Annotated in this window: 8 protein-coding genes; 6 read left to right on the top strand and 2 right to left on the bottom strand. The window is 64.1% G+C overall.

The genetic code is table 11. The features are described from left to right. On the top strand, positions 1–200 hold a 200-nt coding region (locus EN781_RS10475; RefSeq protein WP_281034368.1), incomplete at its 5' end, for a pyrroline-5-carboxylate reductase dimerization domain-containing protein. A gap of 6 nt (positions 201–206) precedes the next feature. Here EN781_RS10475 and EN781_RS10470 read toward each other — a convergent pair. After that, positions 207–1,517, bottom strand: coding sequence for an NAD(P)H-dependent oxidoreductase (locus tag EN781_RS10470; RefSeq protein WP_126056477.1), 1,311 nt, complete (start codon positions 1,515–1,517; stop codon positions 207–209). Between the two features lie 769 nt (positions 1,518–2,286). Between EN781_RS10470 and EN781_RS10465 the strand changes: the two genes are divergently transcribed. Genes EN781_RS10465 through EN781_RS10450 form a run of 4 tightly spaced genes read left to right on the top strand, consistent with a single transcriptional unit; the run spans position 2,287 to position 7,840 of the window. Then, positions 2,287–3,744, top strand: coding sequence for a TolC family outer membrane protein (locus tag EN781_RS10465; RefSeq protein WP_126056478.1), 1,458 nt, complete (start codon positions 2,287–2,289; stop codon positions 3,742–3,744). A 28-nt stretch (positions 3,745–3,772) separates the two neighbouring features. After that, the gene (locus EN781_RS10460; RefSeq protein ID WP_126056479.1) at positions 3,773–5,905 is read left to right on the top strand and encodes a type I secretion system permease/ATPase; all 2,133 of its coding nucleotides are present in this window, start codon (positions 3,773–3,775) and stop codon (positions 5,903–5,905) included. A 14-nt stretch (positions 5,906–5,919) separates the two neighbouring features. Then, entirely contained in the window at positions 5,920–7,209 is a 1,290-nt protein-coding gene (locus EN781_RS10455; RefSeq protein WP_126056480.1) for an HlyD family type I secretion periplasmic adaptor subunit, read from the top strand. After that, positions 7,199–7,840, top strand: a complete 642-nt coding sequence (locus EN781_RS10450) for a ribbon-helix-helix domain-containing protein (RefSeq protein WP_126056481.1) — start codon at positions 7,199–7,201, stop codon at positions 7,838–7,840. The genes EN781_RS10455 and EN781_RS10450 overlap by 11 nt, the downstream gene beginning before the upstream one ends. A gap of 23 nt (positions 7,841–7,863) precedes the next feature. Here the strand turns inward: EN781_RS10450 and EN781_RS10445 are convergent, their stop codons facing one another. Further along, entirely contained in the window at positions 7,864–8,853 is a 990-nt protein-coding gene (locus EN781_RS10445) for a transglutaminase-like cysteine peptidase (RefSeq protein WP_126056482.1), read from the bottom strand. A 324-nt stretch (positions 8,854–9,177) separates the two neighbouring features. Here EN781_RS10445 and EN781_RS10440 point away from each other — a divergent pair. After that, the coding region (locus EN781_RS10440) for a VCBS domain-containing protein (RefSeq protein ID WP_210213467.1) at positions 9,178–12,782 on the top strand (3,605 nt) is incomplete at its 3' end.

Genomic DNA, 12,782 nt, shown 5'->3' with positions numbered 1-12,782 from the left:
CCATGCAGACGGTCTATGGCGCCGCCTCGCTCGCCGCCGAAAGCCACGAGGACCCCGGCGTGCTGCGCCAGCAGGTGACCAGCCCGAACGGCACGACGGCCGCCGCGCTTGGCGTGCTGATGGGCGAGGAGCGGCTGACGAGGCTTTTGACCGAAGCGGTGGAAGCGGCGCGGCTGAGGTCGATAGAGCTGGGGAAGTAAACTCGATCAGCCGTACAGCATCTCGTCCTGCTTGCGGCGCAAGGCGTAGAGCCTGGTCGTCTCGTCAGGCGCGGCGTTGTCCGCGGTCAGCAATTCGCCTTTCCTGACCGGCTTCAGAACTTTGCCGCCCTCAAGCAGGCCGACGGGCACGGCGCGGCTGGCGCGGGCATCTGTGACGGTCATCGTCCAGGAGCGGTAGCAGGTCTCGCCGATGGCGTCGAAGGTCTCGCCCGCTGCCAGATCGCGCTTGGCGACGGCGCAGACCTCGGCCACCGGCCTCGGCAGCGGCACCATGTCGGGCCGGCGATGGAGCACGATGCGGGCGGCGGTCAGCGGCACTTCCAGCGAGGTCAGGTGGTAGGGCCGGAAGAAGCTGTAGTAGGGGCCGTGGCCGACATGGAGATCGTCCATGCGCTCGATGACGCGCGGATGCGTCGCCTCGACGATGACGAAGACGCCGGGCGCCACGCCCTTGCCGATCGTATAGTCGACGACGCCCTTCTTCGACAGGATGCCGCCATCGGCCTTCGGGATCAGCACCTTGGCGAGCTCGTCGCGGTCGGCCTTGGGACCATGCATGCCTGGGACATCCGGCACCAGACCGGTGGCGTTGGCTATGGCGCACATCTCGACCATGGTTTTCGAGCCGTCGACGAACTCGACCAGCATGCGCGGGTTCATGTTGCGGCGCAGCGCCTCCTCGCGGTAGTCGTCGGGCACCGCGTCATGGTTGAGCGGATTGTTCTTGCCCTTGCCGGCCGAGACGATGGTGTAGCCTAGCGCCGAGGCGAACTCGATCAGTTCCATGCAGCTCGACGGCTCGTCGCCGGCGCCGACCGAATAGACGACGCCTAGCCGGTCGGCTTGCTGTTTCAGATAGCAGCCGATGGTGACGTCGGCCTCGACATTCATCATCACCAGATGCTTGCCGTGCTCCATGGCCATCAGGTCGAAGTCGGCGGCGACGCCGGGTTTTCCCGTGGCGTCGATGACGACGTCGATCAGCGGATTGGTGACCAGCATTTCGTTCGAGGTGATGGCGATCCTGCCGCTCTCGATCGCCTGGCTGACCTTCGAAGCGGTGTCGGCCTCAGCCGCCATGGCCTCGTCGCCATAGGCGATGCGGATCGCGTCGCGGGCGGTGTGCGGGCGCCGTGTCGAGATGGCCGCGACCGAAATGCCGGGCATCAGCATGCCCTGCGTCACCAGATCGGTGCCCATCTCGCCGGAGCCGATAACGCCGATGCGCACCGGACGGCCTTCGGCGGCCCGTCTGGCGAGATCGCGGGCAAGCCCGGTCAGGGCGACATTGGTCATGCGGAAACGTCCATGCTTTTTTATTTGAAGCGGCAATAGCAGGCAACCGCCCTCCATTGCCAATGAAACCGGCAAAACGGCGGCAATTTCTCTGGGATTTGGAGCAATTAAAGGAAAAGCGCGCAGCGGTTTTCCTTCGGCGCCTTTGACTCTCCAGCCAAGGCAGGAACGAGCGCAGAAACACATAGTTTGAACGCAACCGCACACGCCATACCCATGCGCTCCGCCGCTGCGCGCCGAAGCTGTATCCTTCACCCCCGAACCCGCATGGCGCGTTGTCGCACCGGGGGACACGGCATCATGATGGCTGGCCCAATGGCAAGCCTTTGCACCGGAGGCCGGCTTCGCTGCGAGAAGTATTCAGGCCGCGATTCTGCCGGCGGTTGAACCCTTGCTGCCCACGGTCATATTTTGCTGGAGGCACATTGCCTTGCCGGTGCTGGAAGACCGGCCGACGCCAGCGCGTGATTCTATGTGCGCCGCGTTTTGTACTTCGTTTGCGCGAAGGGTACTTTTGCTCCTTTCACGCCAATTGGCGTTCCTTTCACACCAAATGGCGGGTCAGCGGCCCGTCCTTTCTGTGCCATTTTTGCTACATCCGGCGAAACTAATGGCCGGATTCTCGTTTTTGGCGGGCCCCCAAATGAATAAGCGCTCACACGTTGCGAAATTTTGATAGATAATCGTGGGAGAGCTCCGGTGGCAGGCTTGGGCACTGAGCGCCTAAAAAAACAACACGGGCGCGGGGATACAAAGTCACGGGGTAGAAATGAACAGGACGGGTAATGTCACCGTTGGCTGGCGCATTGCGCTCGCCATGACAGTTTCGATGCTGGCTTGTGGGACTGCTAGCGCACTCACGCTCAAGGAAGCCATAGCGGTCGCGGTCGAATCCAATCCGGAGATCGGCCAGGCGATCCAGAACCGCGAGGCGATCGAATTCGAGCTGCGCCAGGCGAAGGGTCTCTACCTTCCGAGCGTCGATCTGGAAGCATCGGCCGGCGCCCGCCGTCTCGACAATCCATCCCGGCGCGCGCTTTCCATAGAGGATGACGCGCTCTATCCGGCCGAAACCGATCTGACGGTCTCGCAGACGCTCTATGACAGCGGCGCAAGGCGCGCCGAATTGAACCGTCAGGCCTCACGGGTCGACGGCGCGTCGTTCCGGGTGCTGGAGCGGTCCGAATTCATCGGGCTGTCCGTCGTCCAGGACTATCTGGAATACATGCTGCAGGCTCAGATCGTCTCGGAGGCGAAGAAGAACCTCGGCTTCCATCAGTCCATTCTCGGCGACATCCAGCAAGGCATCGCCGGCGGCGCGCTGAACGAGGCCGACCGCCAGCAGGCCGAGGAGCGGCTGTTCGCCGCCAAGGCGCGCATGCAGGAAGCCACCGAGGAACTTGAAGCCGCCAAGATACGGTTCTTCAAGACCGTTGGAAAACCGCTGACCAATGCTTCGCGGCCGGGCGATGTCTCCGCTGCCCTGCCGCGCTCGCTTGACGAGGCGATCGGGCTGGCGCGGCAGAACAATCCGCGCGTGCACATGGCCAACAGCGACATCGACGCCGCCGCATCCCTGGTCGACGCCGCACGGGCGAAATTCGGACCGTCGATCATCGCCGAGGGCGTTGCCCGCGCCGGCACCGACATCGACGGCAATGACGGTGATACCAGCGACCTGCAGGCGCGGGTGGTGCTGCGCTGGAACCTCTATCGGGGCGGCATCGACAAGGCCAACGAGCAGGAACAGATCCGTCGCACCAGCGAACAGCGCCTTGCGCTGCATCAGGTTCTGCGCGAGATCGAGGAAGCGGTCCGCACCTCCTGGGACCGTCGCTTCCGGCAAGCCGACCTGGCAAAGACACTGAAGCAACAGGCCGCCGCCAATGAAAGGCTGGTCGGGTCCTATCGCGAGCAGTTCAAGGTCGGCCAGAGATCGCTGCTCGACGTGCTCGACGCGCAGAACACGCGCTTCAACACGGCGACGCTGGCCGATACCGCGTCCTACGCCTCGCTTTTCGCCCAGTACCGCCTGCTGGCGGCGACGGGAGAGCTGCTGAAGACGATGAACATCGCGCCGGCGAAGCAGTCGACGGCCTATGCGCGAACCGAGTTCGGCGTGCCGGAAACCGCCGATACCGAAACCTATGCGCGGACCCCGTCGGAGCAGAAGAACGATCTGCCGTTCGACATCCTCGCGCCAGTCAGGAAGAAGCAGCCGATGTAAGTCGATCGCTGGTCCTTCGGGGCGGGTCGTGAATCAGCAGCCACATATCCTGTCGCCCAAAGAGGCGTTCAAGGCCTGTTTTTCGGCCGTTGCGGCGTATCTCGGCAGGCCGAGCGCGGAGACCGTGCTGTTTGCCGGGGTCCCGATCGGGGAGTCGCGCATCGAGATCGCCGATATCAGGCACCTGGCCGAGCGCATCGGCCTGGAGGTCAGCGAATTCAACCATCGTGATTTCCTGCGCGGACGCGTCGACCTTCCGGCCATCGTTTTCCGCGTCAGCCAGTTGCCCGTCGCGCTGCTGGCGGAAATCGACAGCGGCGACTACCTCACCGCCCCTCAGGAAAACGGCCGCACTACGATCAGCAAGTCCGAGCTGGCCGAAAGCTATATCAGCGGCGGCGCGTCCTTCTCGATCACCTACGCCAACACCACCGAGGCGATGAAGGTCGGCTCGGCGCCGAAGATCGAGCGCCGGCACTGGCTAACCGGAACGATGGGTGCGTTCTGGCGCACCTATTCGAAGGTCGTGCTGTCGGCGATCTTCATCAACATGCTGGCCATCGCATCGCCGATCTTCACCATGAACGTCTACGACAGGATCCTGCCGAACAAGGCGATCGCGACGCTCTGGGTGCTGGCGCTGGGCATCGGCGCAGTCATCCTGTTCGACCTGCTTTTGAAGACGGCACGCGCCTCGCTCATCGACTATGCCGGGCGCAGGGCGGATCTTAGAATATCCTATCTCCTGTTCGAGAAGGTGCTGAACTCTTCGCTATCGACGCGGCCCGGTTCAACCGGCGAATACGCAAGCCGCGTCACCCAATATGAATTTGTGCGGGAGTTCTTCACCTCCAACACGATCAGCGTCTTCATCGACACCGTCTTCGTCTTCGTCTTCCTGCTGGTCATCTACGCAATCGGCGGCTGGCTGGTGGTCATCCCGGCGCTTGCCTTCGTGATCTCCATCATCGTCGGACTGGTGACGCAGCGCCGCATCGGCAAGCGCGTGGCGGCCTCGATGAACGAGGCCTCGCAGCGCCAGGCGCTGCTGGTCGAATCCATCTCGACGCTGGAAACGATCAAGTCGCTGCGCGCCGAGGCGTACCTGCTGCGCAAATGGGGCGAGCATTCCAAGAACGCTGCCAACACGTCGGAAAAGATCAAGCAGCTTTCGGCCGCCGCCGGCAACATCACCGGATCCATCCAGCAGCTGGTGACCGTCGCCCTGGTCGTGGCCGGCGCCTATGCCTTCTCGGAAGGGTATGTCTCCACCGGGGCAATCATCGGCACGGTCATGCTGGCAAGCCGGGCCGTGGCGCCGCTTGGCCAGATCGCCATCACGCTCTCCCGGTTCCGCCAGGCCATGCTGTCGCTGAGGATCGTCAACTCGATCATGTCGCAGCCGGAGGACAGGCCGGACACGGTGGGTTTCGTCAATCGCCCGATCCGCAACGGCGCGATGGCCTTCAAGAATGTCGGCTTCGTCTATCCCGGCTCCGAAACCGAGGTACTGAGCGGGCTGAATTTCTCGGTCAAGCCTGGCGAGCGTGTCGGCATTATCGGCCGCATTGGATCGGGCAAGACCACGATGGGACGCCTGATCGGCAGGCTTTTCCTGCCGAGCTCGGGGGAGCTGCTGGTCGACGGCATCGATATCCGCCAATACCACCCCTCGGAGGTGCGCGCCGCGGTCGGCATCGTCGCCCAGGCCGGCGACCTGTTTTCGGGCACCATCAAGGAGAACCTTTTGATGGCGGCGCCGGAGGCGAGCGACGAGGCCATCATCGAGGCCGCGAAGGCCGCCGGTGTCGATGAATTCGTCTCCCGTCATCCTCGCGGCTACGACATGAATGTCGGCGAGCGCGGCACCAACCTGTCGGGTGGCCAGAGGCAAGCGGTGGCGATCGCGCGCCTGCTTTTGACCAGACCGAAGATCGTCTTTCTCGACGAGCCGTCGGGGTCGATGGACCTTGCCTCGGAACGGCAGCTGATCAAGCAGCTGAAGGTGGCTTTCGAGCGAAACACGACGCTGATCGTCTCGACCCATCGCTTCAGCATGCTGGAGCTGGCCGACCGCCTCATCGTCATCGATCAGGGCAAGATCGTCGCCGACGGGCCGAAGGAACAAGTCATCCAGGCGCTGCAGAAGTCGAGCGCCTGACTGGGACAGGGTAGATGCTTGCAAGGGAAGATCGTCCGCCGCTTTTCGCGTCGGCCTCGATATACATCATAGCGGCGCTGTTCGTCGCTTTCGTCGGCTGGGCAGCCTTCGCCGAAGTCGACGAGATCGCGCGCGGCGACGGCAAGGTCATACCTGCCTCGAAGACCCAGATCATCCAGGCCAGCGAGGCCGGCGTTGTCCAGGAGATCGCCGTCAAGATCGGCCAGGTCGTCAAGAAGAACGACCTGATCATCCGCCTCGACAATACGGGCAACAGCTCCAGCCTCGGCGAGCAGCAGGCCAAGGCGCGCGCTTTGCAGACGCGCATCGCAAGGCTCAAATACGAGCAAAGCGGCAACATTGCCGGCCCCTTTCCATGCCCGGCCGACATCCAGTCGGTCGCCCCGGAAATCTGCGACAATGAGCAGAGGCTGCTCGTTGCGCGGCGTGGAAACTTCGAGAACAAGCTGTCGGTGCTCAAGTCGCGCCTCGACCAGCGCGAGAAGGAACTGGACGAGGCAACCGCCAATTTCGACCGCCTGTCGAAGAACCTGATCGTCAGCGACCAGGAGGCCAAGCTGGTCGAAGCGATGGTCAAGAAGGGGCTGATGGCCAGGACCGAGCAGCTTCGCGTCGAGCGCGAGCAGACCGAGCTGAACGGCCAGCTCAATCTCGCCGGCGAGACCATAAAGAAGGCCAAGGCGGCGATCACCGAGGCGCAGCTGCAGGTGGATGAGCTCGGCCTGCAGCTGCAGCAGGAGGCCCTGGACGAGCTCACCCAGGCGCTGGCCGAGCTTTCGGTCGTGGAGGAGACCATCCGCGGTGCCACCGACAAGGTGGCGCGCACCGATATCCGCTCGCCGGTGGACGGCATCGTCAACACGCTGGACCTGAACACGCTGGGTGCCTTCGTGCAGCCTGGCGCGGTGGTCGCCGGCATCGTCCCGACCTCGGAAACCCTGCTGGTCGAAGCGCGGGTCTCGCCGCGCGACGTCGCCTTCATCCGGCCGGACCAGGAAGCGCTGATCAAGGTCACGGCCTACGACTTCTCGATCTTCGGCGGCATCGAGGGAAAGGTCTCGAACATCACCGCCGACAGCCTGGTCGATCAGAAGACCGGCGAACCGTACTACCAGGTGCGTGTCGCCACGGAAAAGTCGACACTGGCAAGGGACGGCAAAACCTATTCCATCATTCCAGGCATGATCTGCTCGGTCGACATCAAGACCGGACGAAAGACAATCCTGACCTATCTCTTGAAGCCGATCAACAAGGCACGCGAGGAGGCGATGAGTGAGCGATAGCATCACACCTGCCATCCCCCAGGGCGAGCGGCTGCTCCTGCCGCTGACCGCCGAGGATTTCGGACCGGAATTCCGCGTCGTCGCACGTGGCGGCGTGCGCCGCGGCATCCGCCTCGAGCGCGCCTTCTGGGTGACGCTCAAACAGATGGCCGAAAGCCGCAAGTGCACGATCGGCATGCTGGTCGACGAGATTGCCGAAAGCCACGCCGAACAGGGGAACCTGACCTCGGCGATCAGGGTCGCCTGCATGCGCGGACTGGCGCAGGAGAACCTTGCACTGCGCAAGCTTGCCTCGATCAGGACGATCACCGCGATACTTGTCGCCTGCCCTTCGCCGGCCTTCGCGCTGTCGTCGTCGAAGAAGATCCTTACTTTCAACGCGCCGTTCCAGCAGCTGGTCAAGCGCCAGTTGCCGGCGAGCCCGAATGACGATGCGCGGCACGACCTGAAGCTGGCGCTCGACCTCAACGTGGCCGATATCTTCGCCCGGCTCGAGGCCAATGGCGAAACGCCCGTGAATACCGGTTTCGTCATAGGCGTCGGCGAGCGCCGCTACCGTGGCCAGCTCAACGTGGCGCGCGCGCCGGTGGCCGAGCCGGAATTGCTGATGGCTTTCGTCTTCAGCGGCTGACCCCGGAGGGGCCGGGAAGGTGTTCAGCGCGGGCCCATGCGGGTCGGCGCCACAATCGCGGAGACCATGTCCGGCTCCAGGCCCTCGCCGGGGGCAACCGCGGCAACGCCGCCCTTGATGTCGGCCATCTCGGCGCCGCCGGTCTTGGAGCCATGGATCCAGGCCCGGTCCATGCTGAAGGAATAGAGCGGAACGTAGTCGGGCAGATCGCTGTCACGCCTGACGGCATTGCCGAGACTGTCAAGGATGAAGGCACCGCTGGCGGTACTCACCGACAGCACGGCGTGGAAGAATTTCCGTTTGCGGTCCTGAAGAACGACGAGCGACATGCTCTGCGCCGGAACGCCGGCCTGCAGCAGCGCCGTCATCTTGAGAATGGCGAAATCCTCGCAGTCGCCGGCTCGGCGCTCGAGGATTTCCGAAGGCTTCGCCCAATAGTCCAGCTTGCCATAGACGGCGCTGTCCTTCCGGTAGGCGATCAGGCGGTTGATGCTCGTGTTGATGAAAGCCAGCCTGTCGCTGAACCCCTTGCCCTTGGCGGCGTCGACGATCGCGACGAAGGAGGTGTTCTTGCGTTCGCATGCGCTGCCGGCCGAGCAGTCGACGATCGCCCGGTAGACGGGCGCCCAGCGCGCCGCAACCGGGAAGTTGCGCATCGACAGCGCGACCGAGCCGAACACGCCCGGAATGATCGCGGCCGTCTGGATAGGGTCAATGCCGGCGCCACCCTGCGCCGCTGACGCGGCCTCCGCACGCTCGACCTCGCCGAAGCCATAGGCACCGGAGACCATGCCGATCCTGTATGACGCCGCAGGCTGCCAGGGCTGATATCTGGCCAGCGAAACACCGCCCAGGCTGAGGGGTGCCCGGACCACTTTCGCAAGCGTTCCCGTGAATGCCGAATCACCCGGCGCTGCGCTCGCCGATGACGGTTGCGGCATCCCGCAGAGGCCGATCGCCAGCACGAGAACCTCGAGTCCGGCTTTCCCCAGCAGAGCTTTTTGTGTTTTCATGACGCCCACCTTTGACTGTGGACGCTATCAATCCTGTCTCAAATTATTGGAAATGAAGGTGGATAAGTTTGCAGCAATTCATTTCATCTACTTTATCTAAAATTTTATTCTTATTTATACTTATATTTGCCAAACCCGGCCCGCCGACCCTCACCAAAACGGGTCCGGAAAAGCACTAGTATACCGGGTTATATGGCGAAGGTTTACCATGCGTAAAAAATAGCAAAGTTACTATATCATAATATATGAAACAGATTGAGCGACTGTTGCAAAGACAAGGCCGTCCCTGTCTCTTCCCGGGAAATACCGGAGGGGTTTCCAGCCATGACGACCAACATCGATTCGGACAACGTTTCAGCTTCCTTTGACGAGCGCGCGGTTTCCACTGAACACGCCGGCCTGACACCGGCGCAGGAAATCCAGGTCGCGCAGGCCGCCTCGACAGGGCAAGCCGCGCCGGCGGATCCGGTACCGGTCGATGTCGGCAGCGGCGCACCCGTTCAGCCCGAAGCACCGGCAGCTGCCGCGAACCCGCCGGCAAATGGAGCGCCGGCGGCTGCGGCAAACGCACCGGCGGGCGCGGCGCATGATTATGTGGCCGACGCCAGCAATGTCGTCAGGCTTCCGGCCAATGTCTCGATCGACAACATCAAGGTCGACGGCCACAACCTCGTGCTCGTGCAGCCCGACGGATCTGAGATCGTCATCAAGGACGGCGCGCTCAATGTGCCCACCTTCATCCTCGGCGAAGTCGAGGTGCCGCGCGTTGCCCTGATCGCGGCGCTGGAAGCAAGCCATGTCGACGTTGCCTTCGGCGCCGACGGCTCGATCTCTGCCGGACCCGGAAACGGCTCGCCGAATAGCGCGGGCGGAAACTTCTCCGTCCCTCCCGGCGGCATCGGCGACGGCTTCGACCTGTCGGCCCTGCTGCCGCCGACGGCCCTGCAGTTCGGCCAGCTCGACCGGCGCGAACTCTTCCCATCCATTGTCGACAGGAAGGTTTCGGTGGTGGCGGTGTCGCTGCTTACGCCGGACGAGGCGGCCAGCGAAACCGGCCTCGACGGCGGCCCGTCACAGTCGCCGGGCAGCGACGCGCCAAGCAATTCGGAGACGTCGAGCACCGGAACGATCACCATCGACGCGCCGGACGGGATCGGCTCGATCGTCATCAACGGCGTCACCGTCACGGGCGTCGGGCAGCAGATCCAGGGCCAGTTCGGCTACATCACGATCGTCTCCTTCAATCCGGTCACCGGCGCTATTGAATACAATTACACGGTGACCGAGTCGGTCACCCATCCCGATCACACCAACGGTTACGACCCCAACGATACGGTTCCGGACAATTTCAGCATCACCGTCACGGATTCCGACGGCGATACCGCCAGCACCACCTTTGCGGTCGCCATCATCGATGACGTACCGACGGCGGTTGCCGACACCGATGCGGTGGCAGCGGGTTCGTTCGCGCCGGTCGCCGGCAATGTCATGGACGGCAGCGGATCGGACGGCAACGCGGCGGGCGCCGACACCAAGGGCGCCGACGACGCGACGGTGGTCGGCGTCGCCGCCGGCAACACCAATACCGATGTCGACAATGCCGCCACGCTCAATACGCCCATCCAGGGCGAATATGGCAAGCTGACGCTTCACGCGGACGGCTCCTACACCTATGTGCGCGACGCCGGCACGCCCGGCGGCGTCAACGACGTCTTCACCTACACGATCAAGGACGGCGACGGCGACACCTCGCACACCACGCTGACGATCTCGATCGGCAACTCGACGCCGGAAATCAGCGACCTGACGCCGGAGGCCAATGGCGGCGACGTCATCGTGAATGAAAACGACCTCCTGGCCAGCCGCGGGCCCGACGAGTCGGCCGGTTCCGACACTTCGAAGGAAAGCACGACCCAGGGCGGCACCTTCACCATCAACTCGCCTGACGGCATCGCCTCGCTGGCGATCGACGGCCACACCTTCATCACCAATGGCACATTCACCGGCGGTTCGTTCACGACCGCGCTCGGCAACACGCTGACGGTGACCGGCTATGACGCCGGCACCGGCGTGGTCAGCTACACCTACACGCTTAACGACAACGAGGCGCATGCCACCGCCCAGGACACCAACAGCCTGTTCGAGAACTTCACCGTCACGCTGACCGACGAGGACGGGCAGAGCGCCAACGGCACGCTCTCCGTCAACATCGTCGACGACGTGCCGGCGGCGAGCGCGGAAGCCTCGCAGGACGTCGCTGAAGGCGCGACGGTCACCGGCACACTGGACTTCGTCGCCGGCGCCGACGGCGCGACGGTGACGCATATCGACGGCACGCTGCTGGTCTTCGGCCAGGACGGCTACTCGCAAGCGATCGACATCGGCGACGGCTCCATCAAGGTCAAGGCCGAGGGCAGCTATTCCTTCACCGCCGACAATCCGGTGATCGGCACGGGCGCGGCCTCGGCAACCTACACGGTGACCGACAGCGACGGCGATACGGCAACGGCCGGCATCAGCTTTGCCGTCACCGACGCCAACCATCCGACGACCGGCACGGCCGCGGCCTCGGTCGACGATGACGGGTTGGCCGATGGCAATGCGGCGAGCACGACTGGCGACATTGCGGTGCCGAACACCGATGGCGACAACAACGAAGCGACCTTCTCGGGCACGCTCGGCGGCAGCGTCGGCGGCGACGGCGCCGGCGCCAACGGCTTCTCCTTCGCGGCGCTCAACGGCACGACCGGCACGGTCGGCCAGGAGAACGTTGCCTACAGCTGGGATGCCGGCACCCACACGCTGACGGCGACCACCACCAGCGGCGACCGCATCGGCACGGCGCTGTTCACCGTGCATGTGACGGACCCGGCGACCGGCGCCTATACTGTGGCTCTGCTCGACAACGTGCTGCAGGCGCAGGGCCCGAACGACGAGAACAATGCGAGCGTCGATCTCGGCTATGTCATCACCGATGCCGACGGCTCGACGGCGCCTGGCACGCTGACCATCACCTTCAACGACGACGCACCGACGGCTTCGGCCGAGGGCTCGCAGAACGTTGCCGAAGGCGCGACGCTGACCGGCACGCTGGACTTCGTCGCCGGTGCCGACGGCGCCACGGTGACCCATATCGACGGCACGCTGCTGGTTTTCGGCCAGGACGGCTACTCGCAGGCGATCGACATCGGCGACGGCTCCATCAAGGTCAAGGCCGATGGCAGCTATTCCTTCACCGCCGACAGCCCGGTCAACGGCACGGGCGCGGCTTCGGCGACCTTTACGGTGACCGACGGCGACGGCGATACGGCAACGGCCGGCATCAGCTTTGCCGTCACCGACGCCAACACGCCGACGAGCGGCACGGCCGCGGCCTCGGTCGACGATGACGGGCTTGCCGGCGGCAATGCGGCGAGCACAACGGGCGACATTGCGGTTCCGAACACCGATGGCGACAACAACGAAGCGACCTTCTCGGGCACGCTCGGCGGCAGCCTTGGCGGCGACGGCGCCGGCGCCAACGGCTTCTCGTTCGCGACGCTCAACGGCACGACCGGCACGGTCGGCCAGGAGAACGTCGCCTACAGCTGGGATGCTGGCACCCACACGCTGACGGCGACCACCACCAGCGGCGACCGCATCGGCACGGCGCTGTTCACGGTGCATGTGACGAACCCGGCGACCGGCGCCTATACGGTGACGCTGCTTGACAACGTCATGCATACGGGCGGCCCGAACAACGAAAACAACGCGACCGTCGATCTCGGCTATGTCATCACCGACGCCGACGGCTCGACGGCGCCTGGCACGCTCACCATCACCTTCAACGACGATGCTCCGTCGCTGACGGTCGGCACGGTCAACGAGAGCGCCATCACGCTGGTGACGCAGGACGCCCAGACGATCGGGCCGGCCTCCGACACGGCGAG

This window comes from Mesorhizobium sp. M4A.F.Ca.ET.090.04.2.1, assembly GCF_003999085.1.
Taxonomy (GTDB): domain Bacteria; phylum Pseudomonadota; class Alphaproteobacteria; order Rhizobiales; family Rhizobiaceae; genus Mesorhizobium.
Note: the sequence above shows the minus strand (reverse complement) of the source record. Positions and strands in the feature narration are given on the sequence as shown.